This is a genomic window from Streptomyces sp. NBC_00727 (genome assembly GCF_045161745.1).
GTDB lineage: Bacteria > Actinomycetota > Actinomycetes > Streptomycetales > Streptomycetaceae > Streptomyces.
Map to the genome: position 1 here is coordinate 3,777,457 of NZ_CP108981.1, position 16,304 is coordinate 3,793,760.

Annotated in this window: 12 protein-coding genes and 1 tRNA gene; 8 read left to right on the forward strand and 5 right to left on the reverse strand. The window is 70.1% G+C overall.

From position 1 onward, the window contains the following. The first annotated feature begins 19 nt into the window (after positions 1–19). The 4 genes from OG242_RS16875 (at position 20) to OG242_RS16890 (ending at position 5,518) form a co-directional block, all read left to right on the forward strand. Complete coding sequence (locus tag OG242_RS16875) at positions 20–622, forward strand: hypothetical protein (RefSeq protein WP_405898949.1); 603 nt, start codon at positions 20–22, stop codon at positions 620–622. 240 nt (positions 623–862) lie between these two features. Then, entirely contained in the window at positions 863–2,965 is a 2,103-nt protein-coding gene (locus tag OG242_RS16880) for a DEAD/DEAH box helicase (protein WP_405898950.1), read from the forward strand. Positions 2,966–3,222: 257 nt separating this feature from the next. Next, positions 3,223–5,343 carry an FG-GAP-like repeat-containing protein gene (locus OG242_RS16885; RefSeq protein ID WP_405898951.1) on the forward strand — a complete coding sequence of 707 codons (2,121 nt, stop codon included), beginning with the start codon at positions 3,223–3,225 and terminating at the stop codon, positions 5,341–5,343. Positions 5,344–5,441: 98 nt separating this feature from the next. Next, positions 5,442–5,518: transfer RNA gene (locus tag OG242_RS16890), tRNA-Lys, on the forward strand. Between the two features lie 298 nt (positions 5,519–5,816). Here the strand turns inward: OG242_RS16890 and OG242_RS16895 are convergent. From OG242_RS16895 to OG242_RS16910, 4 genes are all read right to left on the reverse strand, one after another. Continuing rightward, positions 5,817–7,571: a chloride channel protein gene (locus OG242_RS16895; protein ID WP_405898952.1), complete on the reverse strand. Its 1,755-nt coding sequence runs from the start codon at positions 7,569–7,571 to the stop codon at positions 5,817–5,819. Positions 7,572–7,882: 311 nt separating this feature from the next. Then, the gene (locus OG242_RS16900; RefSeq protein WP_405898953.1) at positions 7,883–9,052 is read right to left on the reverse strand and encodes a permease; all 1,170 of its coding nucleotides are present in this window, start codon (positions 9,050–9,052) and stop codon (positions 7,883–7,885) included. A gap of 425 nt (positions 9,053–9,477) precedes the next feature. After that, complete coding sequence (locus OG242_RS16905) at positions 9,478–9,972, reverse strand: MarR family winged helix-turn-helix transcriptional regulator (protein ID WP_405898954.1); 495 nt, start codon at positions 9,970–9,972, stop codon at positions 9,478–9,480. A gap of 52 nt (positions 9,973–10,024) precedes the next feature. Then, the gene (locus OG242_RS16910) at positions 10,025–11,083 is read right to left on the reverse strand and encodes a PP2C family protein-serine/threonine phosphatase (protein ID WP_405898955.1); all 1,059 of its coding nucleotides are present in this window, start codon (positions 11,081–11,083) and stop codon (positions 10,025–10,027) included. Positions 11,084–11,280: 197 nt separating this feature from the next. Here OG242_RS16910 and OG242_RS16915 point away from each other — a divergent pair, with 197 nt between their 5' ends. Both OG242_RS16915 and OG242_RS16920 read left to right on the forward strand, forming a co-directional pair. After that, on the forward strand, positions 11,281–11,682 hold the full coding sequence (locus OG242_RS16915; protein WP_405898956.1) for a hypothetical protein: 402 nt from the start codon (positions 11,281–11,283) through the stop codon (positions 11,680–11,682). Positions 11,683–11,783: 101 nt separating this feature from the next. Next, complete coding sequence (locus tag OG242_RS16920; protein ID WP_405898957.1) at positions 11,784–12,245, forward strand: hypothetical protein; 462 nt, start codon at positions 11,784–11,786, stop codon at positions 12,243–12,245. A gap of 112 nt (positions 12,246–12,357) precedes the next feature. On the opposite strand, the gene OG242_RS16925 is transcribed toward OG242_RS16920, so the two are convergent. Further along, complete coding sequence (locus tag OG242_RS16925) at positions 12,358–13,575, reverse strand: cation:proton antiporter (protein WP_405898958.1); 1,218 nt, start codon at positions 13,573–13,575, stop codon at positions 12,358–12,360. A gap of 554 nt (positions 13,576–14,129) precedes the next feature. Between OG242_RS16925 and OG242_RS16930 the strand changes: the two genes are divergently transcribed. Then, entirely contained in the window at positions 14,130–15,602 is a 1,473-nt protein-coding gene (locus OG242_RS16930; protein WP_405898959.1) for a PepSY-associated TM helix domain-containing protein, read from the forward strand. Continuing rightward, positions 15,599–16,258 carry a DUF5134 domain-containing protein gene (locus OG242_RS16935; RefSeq protein ID WP_405898960.1) on the forward strand — a complete coding sequence of 220 codons (660 nt, stop codon included), beginning with the start codon at positions 15,599–15,601 and terminating at the stop codon, positions 16,256–16,258. Before OG242_RS16930 ends, OG242_RS16935 begins: the two co-directional genes overlap by 4 nt. The last annotated feature ends 46 nt before the right edge of the window (positions 16,259–16,304 follow it).

Below are 16,304 nucleotides of genomic sequence, written 5' to 3' on the forward strand. Positions count from 1 at the left end.
GCGCCCCCGGAGGTGCCCCGTGCGCCAGTTCTCCGTCCCCGTCCGCTGGGCAGCCGTCACCGCTGTGACGCTTGCCACGTCCACCGGCTGTATGAGTGTCGGCTCCGACGGTGCGGAACCGGCGCCCTCGCGCTCCGCCGAACCCAAGGGGGCGGCGGTCGAGCCGGACGGCTCCACGGTGGCGGGTACCGGCGGCTCCCGCATGGGCGGTCCCGGAGCGCAGTCGCAGCGCCGGAGCGCCGGACCGGGCGCCTCCGCGTCGCCCTCGGGGGACGGCCCGGCCGCCGACGAGCCCGAGGGTGACCGCGGCGAGGGCAAGGGGGAGGACCGGGCTGTGCACACCTCCCCGCCCGCGGCTTCGCCCGAGCCGGGTGCGCCGGAGCAGCCGGAGTGGCCTCAGCAGCCGGAACCTCCGGCTCCGGGTGACCCGGGCCCCGTACCGGAACCGGAGGACACGCCCGCGCCGCCGGACCCGGAGCCCGAACCGGAGCCCTCGGAGCCCGCGCCGCCGGCGCCGTCGGCGTCTCCGGCCGCTCAGGTCCGTACCGACGCCATGGGGTGGCCGGGCGGGGTCGAGGCGCTGCGTACGCCGCAGGCATCACCGCAGGCGGGACCGGTCTGAGGGGCGGCCGTGAGGAGGCGGTTTGCGCAATGTGGGTGAGAGTGCGTATGGTGGTAGATCGTTTGATCCCATTGCCCGGCGCCGACACAGAAGAGCGCCGTGTGGCGCGTACTCTCCCTTGCCGTGGCTGGACCGCATTGAGGCGGTCGACATTGCGAAATCACGGAGTTATGGGCGCGTGCCGAGACTCCGGAAGGTTTCGCATTTCGCATGTCAATTTCCAGTTCTGACCACACCGTCATGCCCGAGAACGTCGAGAACGTCGAGCTCACCGCTGTCGCCGAGGCCGTCGTGGCCGAGTCCGCCGAGGCGGCGGAGACCGAGCCCACCATCACCTTCGGCGACCTGGGCCTGCCCGAGGGCATCGTCCGCAAGCTCGCGCAGAACGGTGTGAGCACGCCCTTCCCGATCCAGGCGGCGACCATCCCGGACGCCCTGGCCGGCAAGGACATCCTCGGCCGCGGCCGTACCGGCTCCGGCAAGACCCTCTCCTTCGGTCTGCCGACCCTCTCCGCGCTGGCGGACGGCCACACCGAGAAGAAGAAGCCCCGCGCGATCATCCTCACCCCGACCCGTGAGCTCGCGATGCAGGTCGCGGACGCCCTGCAGCCGTACGGCGACGTGCTCGGCCTGAAGATGAAGGTCGTCTGCGGCGGTACGTCGATGGGCAACCAGATCTACGCCCTGGAGCGCGGCGTCGACGTCCTCGTCGCCACCCCGGGCCGGCTGCGCGACATCATCAACCGCGGTGCCTGCTCGCTGGAGAACGTCCAGGTCGCCGTCCTCGACGAGGCCGACCAGATGTCCGACCTGGGCTTCCTGCCCGAGGTCACCGAGCTGCTGGACCAGATCCCCGGGGGCGGCCAGCGCATGCTCTTCTCCGCCACCATGGAGAACGAGATCGGCACCCTGGTCAAGCGCTACCTGAGCAACCCGGTCACCCACGAGGTCGACTCCGCCCAGGGCAACGTCTCGACCATGTCGCACCACGTCCTCGTCGTGAAGCCGAAGGACAAGGCGCCGGTCACCTCCGCCATCGCCGCCCGCAAGGGCCGCACCATCATCTTCGTCCGCACCCAGCTGGGCGCCGACCGCATCGCCGAGCAGCTCGTCGACGCGGGCGTCAAGGCGGACGCGCTGCACGGCGGCATGACCCAGGGCGCGCGCACCCGCGTCCTGGAGGACTTCAAGAAGGGCTACGTCAACGCGCTCGTCGCGACCGACGTCGCCGCTCGCGGCATCCACGTCGACGGCATCGACCTGGTCCTGAACGTGGACCCGGCCGGTGACCACAAGGACTACCTGCACCGCTCGGGCCGTACCGCCCGGGCCGGCAAGTCCGGTGTCGTCGTCTCGCTGGCCCTGCCGCACCAGCGCCGCCAGATCTTCCGCCTGATGGAGGACGCGGGCGTCGACGCCTCGCGCCACATCGTGCAGGGCGCGGGTGTCTTCGAGCCGGAGGTCGCCGAGATCACCGGTGCCCGCTCGCTCACCGAGGTCCAGGCCGACTCCGCGAACAACTCCGCGAAGCAGGCCGAGCGCGAGGCCGCCGAGCTGACCAAGCAGCTGGAGCGCGCCCAGCGCCGTGCCGTCGAGCTCCGCGAGGAGGCCGACCGCCTGGTGGCCCGTGCCGCCCGCGAGCGGGGCGACGACCCCGAGGCCGCCGTGGCCGAGGTCACCGCCGAGGCCGAGGCCGCCCTCGCGGCAGCCGCCGCCTCCGTGCCGGAGCAGCCGGCCGTGCGCGAGGACCGCCGCGACGAGCGGGGCAACTACGAGCGCCGCGACAACCGCGGTGGTGGCTACCGGGGCAACGACCGGCGCGACGACCGCGTCGGTGAGCGTTCCGGGCGTCCCGCCGGCCAGAGCGGCTACCGGGGCAACAGCGACCGCCCCTCGTTCCGCAGCAGCAACGACCGCCGTGACGACCGTCCTTCGGGCGGTTTCCGCTCCGGTGGCGACCGTCGTGACGACCGTGGTGGCCGCTCCTTCGAGCGCCGCGACGAGCGCCCGTCGTTCAACCGTGACCGTCGCGACGACCGTCCTTCGGGCGGTTTCCGCTCCGGTGGCGACCGTCGTGACGACCGTGGTGGCCGCTCCTTCGAGCGCCGCGACGAGCGCCCGTCGTTCAACCGTGACCGTCGCGACGACCGTCCCTCGGGCGGTTTCCGCTCCGGTGGCGACCGTCCGTTCAACCGCGACCGTCGCGACGACCGTCCCTCCGGTGGCTTCCGCTCCGGCGGCGACCGTCCGAACGGCCGCCGCGACGACCACCGTTCGACCGGCACGAGCACCGGTTCCTTCGGCCGCCGTGACGACAAGCCGCGCTGGAAGCGCAACGGCTGAGTGCGTCGTTGACCCTCTGAAGGTCTGCTGAGAGCGGGTCCGTCCTTCCCGGACGGGCCCGCTTTCTTCGTCTTCGGGACCCGCTGCGGGCTGGAGTTGAACGAGTTCGAATCTCACTGTCGATGCCTGTGTGTCTGCTGTTAAAGTCATCGCATTCGCATGGGGGGTTGGGGCCGGGGGGTTTCACTCCGCGCAAACCGCGGCACGTCTGCCGCGTCCTCCTCATGCCATCTCCGAGGTGCCCAGGGGGCCTGGCTATGAGACGTCATGTGTTCGTGCGCGGTGCGGTGGCTGTGACGGTCGCCTGGGGGGCCGCCGTCGTACCGGCGAGCGCCGCCGGACCGGCCCCGGCCACCGTGGCGACGACCGGGGTGTACGGCCTCGACCTCGCGGGCGGGCGGCTGGTGACGGCGGAGCGGAGCCCCTCCGGCGACCGCGTGGTGTACGAGCGCCGGGTGTCCGCCGACGCCGTGACCGTGGGGGCGCGCGAGAACCGTGCCTTCGCCGGGACGTACGCCAACGGCGCGCACTTCAGGACGGTGCCGTGCGACAACGGCGCGTGCGTGGAACTGGTCGCCTCGGGCCATGGGAGGTTCGGCGTCGTCTTCGAAGCGGGCGATGACGCCGGCACCGAACGGGCGCAGTTCTGGGGCCCTGACAGCTCGTACTTCGGAGGGGACGTCGTCCACCCCGCGGGCACCGCGAGGATCGTGGACCTGACGGCGCGGGCCTACGTCGTCAACGGCGGCTCCCCCGCCAGGCAGCGGGCCGCCATGTACCCGGGCCACACCTCCACCGCCGCCCCCATCGTCCGTACCCCGGGCGCGGCCTCCGTCTGGGGGACCCGGCTCTGGGCGGCGACCACGGCCGCGGGGGCTCTCACCGCGACCGACCTGGAGACGAAGAAGGTCGTGGAGAAGGCGGCCACCGGCGCTCCCTGCGTGATCAAGGAGGTCCGCGCGGTCGGCCGCTGGGTGTACTGGAACTGCGGCTCGACCGGTGCGGCGGGCGTGTACGACCGTACGGCGAAGAAGTCGTTCACCGCGCCGTCCGGGCCCGCCCTCGTCGGCGACGGTTACCTCGTCCGGCACGACCGGAGCGCGGGCGAGCTGCTGCTCTCCGACTTCCACACGGGCAAGGCCGCCGCTCCGCGCGTGGTGGCGGCCCTCCCCGCCGGGAAGACCGCCGACCAGCGGCGACTGACCTGGGCGGTGGACAAGTTCGGCGGCGACATCGTGTACCTCGACGCCGCGCAGACCATGCACATCGTGCCCAGCGGCGTGCCCACGCAGCCCCTCGCGAAGATCGCCTCCGACCCCGGTGGCGATTACATGGACATCAAGGGCATCGACGGCCTGCAGAGCTGGGACGCCTCCTGGCAGCTCAGCAAGCCCGTCACGTGGACGTACACCGTCAAGGACTGGACGGGCCGCACGGTACACACCCAGAAGGGCGGCCCCGGCACCGAGGCGAACGTCAGCTGGGACGGCCGTACGGACGCGGGCGGGTACACCGGCAACGGCACCCACACCTGGACCCTGAAGGCGAACGCCGAGGACGGCGCGGGCACGTACTCCACCAGCGGCAGCTTCGTCGTGAGCGGCGGCCGAGCCGGCTTCCACGACCAGGGCTACTACAGCAACGGAGACCTCGTCACCCTCAACTCCTCCGGCGGGCTGACCATGCAGTTCGGCCAGCCCGGGGGTGTCTTCGGAGGTAAGAAGTCCGGTTCCGGCTGGCCGGCCGGCACCCTCGCCGTGCCCTTCGCGGACACCGGCAGCGACCGCTGCTCCGAGCTGCTCGTCCGGATGCCGGGCGGCGAGCTGCGCCAGTACGCCGGACACTGCGGCCGGTCCGGCTACACGCCGAACAGCAAGCACACCGTGATCGGCGGCGGCTGGCAGCAGTACGACGTGCTGACCTCGCCCGGCGACCTGAACGGCGACGGGCGGGCCGACCTCGTGGCCCGTCAGAAGTCCACCGGCGACATCTACTTCTACGCGGGCACCGCCGCCGGGAAGTTCGTCCCGAAGACCCGGATCAACACCGACTGGCGGACGTACGCCCAGATCACCGGCGTCGGCGACATCACCGGCGACGGCATCCCGGACCTGCTCGGTCACGACCGCAAGGGCGGCCTGTGGCGCTACAACGGCCTGGGCAACGGCCGCTTCGCGCCGCGCGTGAAGGTGTTCTCGGACTGGGGCGGCTCGTACAACACGCTGGTCGGCGTGGGAGACCTGAGCGGCGACGGCCGGAACGACATCGTCGTCCGCGACTCGGCCGGCAAGCTGTTCCGCAACAACGGCAACGGCAAGGGCTCTTTCGGACCCCGTACCCAGATCGCCACCGGCTGGACGTACAAGGGCATCTTCTGAGCCCCTGAGCCCGCCCCCACCCCGATGACGGGGCCGCGCGGCCGATACCCGATCGGCTGCGCGGCCGGGGCGGGCTATGCTCGGGTGTGATGTTCCGAGGGCCGTTAGCTCAATTGGTCAGAGCAGCGGACTTTTAATCCGTTGGTTGTGGGTTCGAGTCCCACACGGCCTACCAACAGCAGGGCGGGGGAACCCCTCCTGAGCTGCACCGGAGCGCCTCAACCAGATTGTTGTGGCTGGGGTGCCCCGTCGTGTCGGGCAGCTCTGCCTGAGCGGCGTGCGCCTTCAGGGGCACTGAAAGACCGCTCTTGAGGGATCGGCCGGCTACGAAACCTGACGTGTGGTCGGCGAGCCTGAAGCCCTCAGCCGGTGACCTGAGGGACGAGTACCGCCGACGGAGAAGGCGGCCCCGTGCATGGTGCACCGGTGTCATCCCGCAAGCAGGCTCTCGACCTCAGCTCCCTCGGACCCCGCTACGAGCCCTCGTACGCGCGTGCCCGCATGGCTCGGGGAGCCGCACTGCTTCGCGAGTCCATGTGAGGGCGGTGGGGCAGGGGCGAGTGCAAGGCGCGCAGTGTTCCTTGATGGCTGAGCCAGCCAAGGGGTCTGCCGCTTTCGTCGTCCAGCACCGGTAGCCCGGTTCCGGACACGTCGACGAGCTTCTTCATCGCGGAGGCGAGTGAGTCGTTCGTGGTGACGCGGGGTGCCGGTTCCACTATCTGGCGTACGACGGCCGGGGCGTCCGACGGCTGCTGGGCGAGGGCCTCGGCCGCAGCCCGGGCTGTGACCACCCCGATGTAGTCGCCCGTCTCGTCGAGGACCGGCAGGGCCCCGTGGCCCGAAAGGCTGAGCAGTCCTGACGCCTCGCTCAGCGGGCTGTTCGCCGGCACGGTTCGGGGGAGCGCCTCCATGACGTCGGCGACGCGCTGCCGGCCGATCGGTGCCCCCTGCGCGGGACGGGTCAGGTCTATGCCCCGTCTGAGCAGTTTGAGGGTGTAGATCGTCTCGTGCGAGAGCACGCGGCTCGTGGCCGTGGCGAGCACGATGGCGAGCATCATCGGCAGAATGATCGTGTACTCGCCGGTGAGTTCGAACAGGATGACGACGGCCGTGATCGGTGCCCGTGAGGAACCGGCGAACACGGCACCCATGCCGACGAGTGCGTAGGCGCCGACCGCTCCGGCGGTCGCGGGCATGACGTCGCCGGCCGCTGCTCCGAAGGCGGCACCGAGCATGGCGCCGATGAACAGACTCGGCGCGAAGACACCACCAGAGCCGCCGATTCCGATCGTCACGCTGGTGGCCACCATCTTCCCGGCCAGCAAAAGCAGCAGGAAGCCGAGGGCGTAGCCCCCCTCCGTGGCCCGCTGGAGCACGGGGTATCCGACGCCGTACATCTCGGGCAGGGCGAGAAGGACCAGCCCGAGAGCCAGGCCGCCCACCGCCGGGCGCAGCCACTCCGGCCCGCGCCATGCCCAGTCGCACGCGTCCTCGATCGCGTACAGGATGCGGGCGAAGCCGACACCTACCGCACCCGCGATGATGCCGAGCAGGGCGAACAGTGCGTACTGGGCCAGGTGTTCGACGTGGAAGGCCGGGAGGTCGAGGAAGGCGGTGTCGCCGAAGGCCGCGCGTCCGATCACACTGGCGGTGACGCTCGCGAGGACTGTGGCGCCGAACGCCTCCACGCTGAATGTGCCGAGGATGAGCTCCATGGCGAAGAACACACCGGCCAGGGGGGCGTTGAAGGTGGCGGCGATGCCGCCGGCCGCGCCGCAGGCGACCAGCAGTTTCATCTGGCCCTCCGTCACCTTCGTCACGCGTCCGAGGGTGGAGCCGAGAGCGGAACCGATCTGGACGATCGGCCCCTCCCGCCCCACCGATCCCCCCGAGCCGATGGTGAGGGCGGAGGCGAGTGTCTTGACGACGGCGACCTTGGGGCTGATGCGCCCGCCCCGCTGGGCGACGGCCACCATGACCTCGGGCACGCCGTGCCCCCGCGCTTCCTTGGCGAACCGGTTCACCAGCGGTCCGTACAGCAGGCCGCCGACCACCGGGGCCAGCACGACGAAACCCGGCCCGAGCCAGGCCATGTGGGGATGGGGGCTGCCGGGGTCCGACGCGTAGTCCGTGTGACCGGAGAAGAAGCGCGTGAAGGTCTCGATGCACCAACGGAACACGATGGATCCGGCACCGGCTCCCGCACCGACGGCTACGGCCAGCACCATCAGACCCAGTGGAGCGCTCCGCAGAGTCCGGCGAAGCGGTATCCGAGACGTGGGGAGGTCCGTACGCGTATGCGCGGAGGAAGCGGAGGAAGCGGAGGAAGCGGAGGAAGCGGAGGAAGCGGAGGAAGCGGAGGAAGCGGAGGAACTGGTCACCATCGGGCTCGTTCTCTTCCTCTGCGTCGGCGCTCGCGGGCGCAGCCGTCGGCGAGCAGCTGAAAGATTTGTGCTGTGCAATCTTTGCACAGTCCAAATTTTCGGGTCGGCGGGTTCGAGGAGGGAGACCGAGAAGGCGGTCCACCATCACTGCGGAGCTACAGATGCGACCGGTTCGCTGCGTGGTCGTGGCCCGAGTCGGGTGATCCGCCCATCATGCGCAGCATGTCCTTGCCACCGGTGCGCACGAAGCGGACGATCAGGATCGCGGCCAGCAGGAGGAAGACGATGTTGAGCCAGGTGGTGTAGTTCCAGCTCACGCCGCTGTCCGGGACGGTCGCGGCGGCCCGGTCGGGGACCAGTCCGAGGCCGCCGAAGGCGAACTCGACGACGTATCCGGCCAAGACCATGGCGGTGTAGAAGGTGGCGAGCATGAACAGGGCCATGCGTGCGCCGTAGTACTTCCGGTAGATGTTCAGGATCGGCAGGATCAGCAGGTCGGCGAAGAGGAAGGCCACGACGCCGCCGAAGCTGATACCGCCCTTCCACAGGACGACGGCCAGGGGCACGTTGCCGACCGAGCACACGAACGAGGCGATCGCGACCAGCGGGCCGATCAGCGGTCCCCAGAGCTTGGAAGCGAGCGGGTGGCCGTCGAAGAAGAAGGAGCGCCAGAACGAGTCCGGCACCCAGGCCGCGATGGCGCCGGCGATCACCAGGCCGATCACGAGGTCGCGCAGGATGGCCGCCCACTCCATCACGAACACGTGGGAGACCGAGGTGTATCCCTCGCGGGAGAACAGCCTCCGGGCGAAGGAGCCCTCCCGCCGGACGGACATGTCCATAGCGGCATGCCCTTCCATGGAGCCGGCCACCCCGCGCTCGGCCTGCGCGCGGGCTCCGCGCAGCAGCCGGTCCCGCAGAAGGAGACGGAACAGAACCGCCAGGGCGATGATCATGACGGCGCCGCCCGTGAACTCGGCGGCGGTGAACTGCCAGCCCATGAGCAGGGCCAGGATGACCCCGAGTTCGACCACCAGGTTGGTGGAGGCGATCTCGAAGGCCATGGCCGCGGTGAAGTCCGCGCCCTTGCGGAACAGGGAGCGCGCCAGGGCCACGGCGGCGTAGGAACAGGACGACGAGGCAATGCCCAGTCCGGTCGCGGTCGCCAGAGTCCGGGGACGGTTGTCACCCAGCAGGGAGACGACGGTGGACTTGCGGACCACGGCCTGAACCACGGCGGACAGGGTGAAGCCCAGGATCAGCGCCCAGGCGATCTCCCAGGCCATGGAGCCGGTGATGGACAAGGCGTGCCAGATCGCGTGCATGTACGTCCTCCTGCCCTGGAGGCGCGCGGCGCACCGCCCAGTTGGTGCCTCCCACCTGTAGTGCCAGAAGGCTCGCGGGTACGGGGCGCCACGCCGACTCGGGACCCCGCTCCAGCGGCGCGTACGCGCCGGCCCTCATTCCTGCCACCGGTCAGGGCCCCCGCCGCGCCACTCGACGAGCGGTGTCGTCGGGAGCTCCTCGGCGTCCAGGACGACTCCGGCCTGTCGTAGGAACGTCATGACATCGCCGGGGGAGGAGGCCGTGCCCACCGGTCTGCCACGGATCGTGACGCAGCGGCAGCCATCGTGGAGGGGGTGCACTACGACGGGTGGCGGCGCGTGTTCCGTACCCGTCGGCATGCGCGGAGCGGGGCGTGCCCCGCGCGAGGTGGCGTTCGCGTGACGGTTGTGGTGGGCACTCGCTGTCATGGATTCAGGGTTTCGTCGAGCTGTGCGATGAGCGGTTCGCCGCCTGCCTGGTTGAAGATGTTCAGCGCCTGTACGAGCGTCGCCCTCTGCTCGCTCGCCATCTTCTGGACGATCGCCGTGATCTCGTGGTGGCGGCGGCGGGTGACGTCCTGGACCGTCCGCCGTCCGTCGTCGGTGAGGCGCAGCAGGGTTTCGCGCCGGTTGCCCGGATTGGTCTCGCGTAGGACCAGACCGGTGCTGATCAGCCGGTCCACCATGCGCATCGTGCTCGAAGGGGCCGTGCCCAGCAGGTCGGCCAGCGCGACCAGCTTGCTGGGGCCCTGGGTCGAGAGCAGCACGAGCATCCGGAACTGCGGGAGTGTCACCCGCTCCTCGACGTCGCTCAGGGAACGCGCTGAGATCGAGGCAAGCATGCGCGAGGCCGTGAGCACCGCCCGGGACACCTCGTCCACATCGTCCGGAGTGCGCGCCGTCACCGTATCCCTGCCCATTCCACCCTTCCCTCCTGTTCGCGATGCCGCAGACTTCCGTCCCGTGTGCGATTCACTGCTGCTGGTACCGCAGAAGGAGCATGGCGGCGTCATCCTCCACCGGGCCCCTGACGTGGCCGACTATGTCCTCCCGCAGGGCTGCGAGCGCGCTGTCGATGTCCTTGCCCCGGAGCAGGGAGGCCCTTTCCCCGAGCGGGTAGAACGCTCCCTCCGCGTTACGGGCTTCGCTCACTCCGTCGGTGTAGAAAAGCAGCTGCTCGCCCGGCACGAAGCCGATCCGGTAGGGCTGGGGATCTTCACCTCCGCGCAGGCCCAGACCGAGTGGCGGGGCATGGACAGGCGGCTGCGGAAAGTCGACTGATCCGTCGTAGCCGACATGCATGGGCGCCGGGTGCCCGCAGCTGAGCAGGACGGCCACCCCCTCCTGGATCTCGGCGAGGACGGCGGTCACGAACCTCTCCTCGCCCATGTCCCGGGAGACACTGCGCTCCAGCCGTCCGGCGAGCGCGACGAGGTCAGGCTCGTCGTATGCCGCCTCACGAAAGGCCCCGAGTACCAGAGCCGCTGTCTCCACGGCGGCCAGCCCCTTTCCCTGTACGTCACCGACGATGACGCGCACCCCGTACGGCGAGGCCACCACCTCGTACAGGTCACCGCCGATCCTGGCCTCGGCGAGCGCGGAGGTGTAGGAGACGGCCACCAGGCAAGGACCGGCCCTCCGGGGGACCGGCCTGAGGAGGACACGCTGTGCCACTTCCGCGATGGAACGCACACTGGCAAGCTCCGCTTCGCGCAGCCCGCGCGTCACCGCAGCGGCGACGGCGGCGAGGGTGACACCCGCGACCGAGGCCATCGCCGTCCAGCCGCGCCGCGTCTCGAAAAGGCCGTCGTAGACCCCCAGCCCCGCACAGAGCAGCAAGGCGGCCGTGCCGATGAGGGCGGGGCGGCGCCACGTACCGATCAGCCCGGCGAAAGCCGGACCGAGTGAGACGAGGGGGAGGAGTCCCACTCCCGGTCCGGCCGTGAGATCCACGACGGCCACGAGCACCATCACCACGACAGGCAGCCAGGACAGCAGCACCCGACCGCCCCAGTGCTTTGCAGTGATCATGATGCTCCCGACATCACACCGGCCCCTGTGGCCTCGACGAGTTACCCCTCCCAGCTTTAACGTATGCAAAAATTGCACAGGCTAATAGTTGCGATGCCGGTCTGTTACGCAATCGAGTCCCGCGTACAGGTAGAAGCGGGCACACTCGAAGCCGGCGCCCCGAGCGGCCGGAACGGAGTCAGGAGGAGGCAACAGGCATGACAGGCGATCCCGACGAGACCTGGCACAAGTTCCTCCAGGACAACGAAGACGCCATACGCCGGACCGCGCCCAGAGAACCTTCGGCGCGGGAACGCGCAGAGGGCACGTGTCTTCCGGAGACGAACGCGCCGTCAGCGGATCATCCGAGCGGCTTCGCGCCGGTCGGCGAGACCTGGGCACTGGAGTCGGCCGATCCGGTTGCCTGGCGTGACCTGGACGCACCGGGCCGTATGCGCCGCGCGGCGAGCGCGGCCGGCGTCTTCGCTGTTCTCGTCGCCTTCCTTGTCACGGTGTGCCGCCTGCCCGTCGAGGCGGAGCGCGAACCGGGCCGCCCGATAGGCGTCGCGTCCCAGCCCGCGCAGGGACCGGCAAGCCTGCCCACGACCGAGTTCGAGTAGCAGGGTGTCCATAGGAGACGGGCGTGCCGAACGGTTGGCGCCGTGAGTGAAACAGCATGTGGCCGCCTGGTGGGAGCGGTCTGTCGAGGAGGGTGGGGTCCGTGTATCAGAGCGAAGACCAGGTCCTGGCCGACGAGCTCGCTGCTCTCGGCACGGTGGGTGGGGGTGGTGGTCGCTTGGTCCGGATGATGGCCGGGCTGATGAGAAAGAACGTCCATGAGATCGATCTGCTCGTTCCCTTGCCGTTCGACAACGTGGTGAAGCACGTCTCCGGTGTGCTCGGGAAGGCGGGCCGCGTGGTCGAAACCGTGCCCGTCGGCTCCGGCGAGGACCGAACGGTTCGCGCTGTCGTCGGTGGCGGTGCCGGCGGACTGAATCCCGTAGTGGTCACCGCGCGAGTGTTGAAGGCCGATGAAGACAGTTCGGAAGTCTGGCTTCGTGCAGCTGCCAAAGAGGGGTTGATCAGGCAGCGAGCCGGGGAGAAGACCGCCCTCCGCCTCGCCGCCCAGCTGAGCGGGGCAACCGGAGCGTACGAAGCCGACAGCGGTCCCGACTCAGCCTGAGCGTTCGACGCCTCAGGGGACAAAGCCACTGGCGATACGAAGACGTGTTGTCCGTCGAAGAACCGCCGAGACCGAGGCGGTGATGGAGCTGCCCACGGGACCCACCGTCGCTTCACGGACCGGTTGACGCCTCCGCCCGCCGGGGCTCTTCGACGCCGGCCAGGTCCTCGACGTCGAAGAGCCGCGCGATGGGGACGTCGGTGCTGCTGTGGGCAATGATCGAGAAGGCGATGCAGACGGCGATGAGTGTGTACGCCTCCTCGCCCTGCGGGATTCCCGCCTGCAGTACCAGAAGTCCGTACACGACGGAGGCGAAGCCCTTCGGGCCGAACCACGCTGCCACCAGCTTCTCCTTCGCCTCGAACCGGGTGCCGTAGAGCGACAGCAGCAGCGACGCCGGCCGGATCAGGAAGATCGCGAGGAGGACGGCGATGTAACCGCCGAACGACAACTCGCCGAACAGCTGCGGCGTCAGCAGCGCACCGAACACCAGCAGAGCGGCGAACTTGGCGAGTTCGGCCAGTGCTTCACCGAGAGGCTCGAACGCTCTCTTCGACCGCGGCAGGCGGGCGGCGAGGACCGCACCGCCGGAGAAGGCGGCCAGGTAGGGGTTGGCGTGCGTGAGGTGGCAGGCCGCGTAGAGGATCACGCCGATCGCAAGAGGCAGAAGCGGCTGCAGTTTGGGCTCGGCGCCGAGCAGCCGGAACTTGACGAGGACACTCACGGCCAACGGCAGGACGATGCCGAGAGCCAGACCCAGCGCCAGTTCCAGCGCGATCTTGCCGAGGCCCGCCTCGACGTGCCCGGTGGTGGGCCCGGCCGCCGCGATGAGGACCAGCACGACCGGCAGGGCGAGACCATCGTTGATCCCGCTCTCCACGTTGAGCAGCTGCCTCAGCCTGGCCGGTACCTCCCGGCGGCTCACGATGGCCGAGGCGAAGACCGGGTCGGTGGGCGCGAGCACGGCCCCTACGAGAAACGAGGTCGTCCAGTCGAGGCCGGCCAGGTAATGGGCCGCCAGAGCCATTCCGGCGAAGGCCAGCGGCATTCCCAGCCCCAGGGCACGCGCCGGGCTCTTCCAGTTCGCACGCAGCTTGGCGAACGAGACATGCATACCGTCGGTGAACAGCACGGCGAAGAGAGCGAGATCAGCTGTGACCGCCACGATCTCGCTGTCCGGAGTGACATGGATCAGCCCCAGGAACCCGTCACTGACCAGGGCCCCGCCGACGAGAAACAGCAGGGAGGTCGACAGGACCGTGCGGGCGGCGAGCCCCGACAGCAGCACCGCGACAAGCAGCGCGACACCGAAAACCGCAATCAGCACCATGACTGTGGAACTCCGATCGGAACAGACCTCTGACAGGACTCGCCGACCAGACTTCCCGGCACACCGCCGGTTACTTTACACATCCTTGACTCGGCAGCGGCAGGCACCCTTGAGGTACTGACAGAGCCGATTCGTTGCCGGGCTCCGGCAGGACAGGGCGGGTTGCGAAACCCGTCCAGGAAGTGTTCCGGGGCATCCGGCTTTGCGCGCGGGTCGTCGCGGACGCCGCAGCCACCGGCCGTTCGCCCGACCCGGGACGAACCGGACCTTGCGACACCGCTCACCCTGTCCGACCAGGCAGTTCGGGACGACGCGGCACGGCCCGGCACCAGACACCTCGTGTGGGCCAGGACTTCTGATCCGTTGGTTGCGGGTTCGAGTCCCACACGGCCTACATCTCAGCCCCAGGTCGAAGTTTTGCGACCTGGGGCATTTCTCTGTTCGCCCGCAGTGTGACGCGCCTCACTGTGGCGGCGGGAACTCGCGCACCTTTCGCTCCGACTCCTGTACGTGCACGTCACCGTCCCCACCGGTCCACGCATGAGGAAGAGCCGATGACCGAGACCACGCCTGCCGCGTCACCGCCGCTCCGGCAACGTACGGCCGAGGAGGCCGCCCCCACCGAGGACTTCGCCACGCCCGCGACGAGGAGCAGCGGCGGCACGTGGAGCGGGCTGCGGCCCCTCCTGCTGCGGCTGCACTTCTACGCGGGCGTCCTCATCGGCCCGTTTCTGCTGGTCGCCGCCGTGACCGGACTGCTCTACACGGCGACGCCGCAGATCGAGTCCGTCGTCTACCACCACGAACTGAAGGTCACGCCGCACGGCGAACCGAGGCCGCTGGCCGCCCAGGTGGACTCGGCCCGCGAGGCGATACCCGGCGGGCAGCTCGTCTCCGTCACCAAGGGAGCGGAGGGCGAGGACACCACGCGCGTCACGTTCGACGTGAAGGGACTGCCCGAGGGCTACACACAGACCGCGTTCGTCGATCCCTACACGGCGGAGGTCCGTGGCTCGCTGCGTACGTTCGGCGAGTGGCTGCCCGTACGGGCGTGGTTCGACAGCCTGCATCGCACGCTGCACCTCGGCGAGTTCGGCCGCAACTACAGCGAGATCGCCGCGAGCTGGCTGTGGGTCGAGGTGCTGGGCGGGCTCGTCCTGTGGCTCGGGGCGCCGCGCGGGCGGGAGCGGCTGCGCCGGCTGTTCGTACCGCGCCGGGGCGCGAAGGGGCGCAGGCGTACGTTGTCCTGGCACGGGGCCGTGGGCTTGTGGGTGTCGGCCGGCTTCCTCGGGCTGTCGGCAACCGGACTGACGTGGTCCGCGCACGCGGGCGTGAACATCGGCAAGATCCAGGACTCGCTGGGCGGGGCGACACCGTCCGTCTCCTCGACCCTGGGCGGGGCGGGCTCGGGGCAGTCCGCGCCCGGCACTTCCGCCACGCGGGTCGATCTCGACGGAGCCGTCCGCATCGCCCGTGCCGAAGGTCTGCGCGGCAAGCTCGTCATCAGCCCGCCCGCGGACGGCAGGAGCGCGTACGTCGTCGAGGAGAACACGCGGCACTGGCCGGAGCAGCAGGACTCGGTGGCCATCGAGCCCGCCACCGGAAAGGTCACGGACAAGCTGGTCTTCGACGACTTCCCCGTCCTCGCCAAACTCACCCGCTGGGGCATCGACGCCCACATGGGCCTGCTCTTCGGCCTCGCCAACCAGATCGCCCTCGCGGTCGTCGCCCTCGCGCTCACCGGGATGCTCCTCTGGGGCTACCGCATGTGGTGGCTGCGGCGCCCCACCCGAGGCGACGGGACACGGTTCGGGCGTCCACCGGCGCGGGGAGCCTGGCGGCGGGTTCCGGGCAGGGTGATGGCCCCGCTCGTCGTCGTGACCGCTGTCGTCGCCTACTACCTGCCGCTGTTCGGACTGCCCCTGGTCTGCTTCCTGCTCGTGGACGTGGCAGTCGCCCAGGTGCGCCGACGCGGGCGCGCACACACGGAAGCACGAGCCGAGACGCCGAGGGAGATGGCTCGATGATCGCCGCCACCGGGCTGCGCTGGATTCTGACGCTGCTCTTCTGCGTACTCGCCGCCTACGGCATGTGGCGCGCCTTCGCGGCCCGTTCCCATGCGTGGAGCGCACGGCTCGCGCACGGGCTGCACGCGGTGATGGCCCTCGCCATGTTCGCGATGGCCTGGTCCTGGGGTATGGATCTGCCCGCTTCCCCGCAGGTTGTCTTCTTCTCCGCCGCCGCGGTCTGGTTCGTGGTGGCCGCCCTCGCCCTGCCCAGCGGCTCCGGGCCGCGGGGGCGGGCTCTCGCCGAGGCGCTGCCGCATGCCCTGATGACGGGTGCGATGGCGTGGATGGCCGCCGCGATGTCCTCGGGCATGTCCACGGGGGCGGCGGGTGGGGGCCAGGCGCACGACATGCCCGGGATGGACATGTCCGCGCCCGGGGCTCTGGCGACGATGACACTCGGCGGCACCGGCGACCGCTGGAGCGCGGGTCTCCTCGCACTCCTTCTGCTGGCGCTCGCGCTGGGCTGGCTCGCGAGGGGCTTCGACACGGGCCGCACGGTGCCCCGCGCTACCGGCGACGCGTCGTCGGGCGGGGCGGCACACGCTGCTTGGGACCTGGGCTGCCACGGACTGATGGCGCTGGGCATGGCGGTGATGTTCGCCGTCATGGTGTGAGGAGTCGGCCGAATGGCTGATACGTGACGCACGCCACCCGGGTCCG

Bases quoted from the DNA above. Each gene is read 5' to 3' on its own strand.
- OG242_RS16880 (WP_405898950.1), top strand. From the start codon at position 863: ATGCCCGAGAACGTCGAGAACGTCGAGCTCACCGCTGTCGCCGAGGCC.
- OG242_RS16885 (WP_405898951.1), top strand. From the start codon at position 3,223: ATGAGACGTCATGTGTTCGTGCGCGGTGCGGTGGCTGTGACGGTCGCC.
- OG242_RS16895 (WP_405898952.1), bottom strand. From the start codon at position 7,571: ATGGTGCTGGCCGTAGCCGTCGGTGCGGGAGCCGGTGCCGGATCCATC.
- OG242_RS16900 (WP_405898953.1), bottom strand. From the start codon at position 9,052: ATGCACGCGATCTGGCACGCCTTGTCCATCACCGGCTCCATGGCCTGG.
- OG242_RS16905 (WP_405898954.1), bottom strand. From the start codon at position 9,972: ATGGGCAGGGATACGGTGACGGCGCGCACTCCGGACGATGTGGACGAG.
- OG242_RS16910 (WP_405898955.1), bottom strand. From the start codon at position 11,083: ATGATCACTGCAAAGCACTGGGGCGGTCGGGTGCTGCTGTCCTGGCTG.
- OG242_RS16915 (WP_405898956.1), top strand. From the start codon at position 11,281: ATGACAGGCGATCCCGACGAGACCTGGCACAAGTTCCTCCAGGACAAC.
- OG242_RS16925 (WP_405898958.1), bottom strand. From the start codon at position 13,575: ATGGTGCTGATTGCGGTTTTCGGTGTCGCGCTGCTTGTCGCGGTGCTG.
- OG242_RS16930 (WP_405898959.1), top strand. From the start codon at position 14,130: ATGACCGAGACCACGCCTGCCGCGTCACCGCCGCTCCGGCAACGTACG.
- OG242_RS16935 (WP_405898960.1), top strand. From the start codon at position 15,599: ATGATCGCCGCCACCGGGCTGCGCTGGATTCTGACGCTGCTCTTCTGC.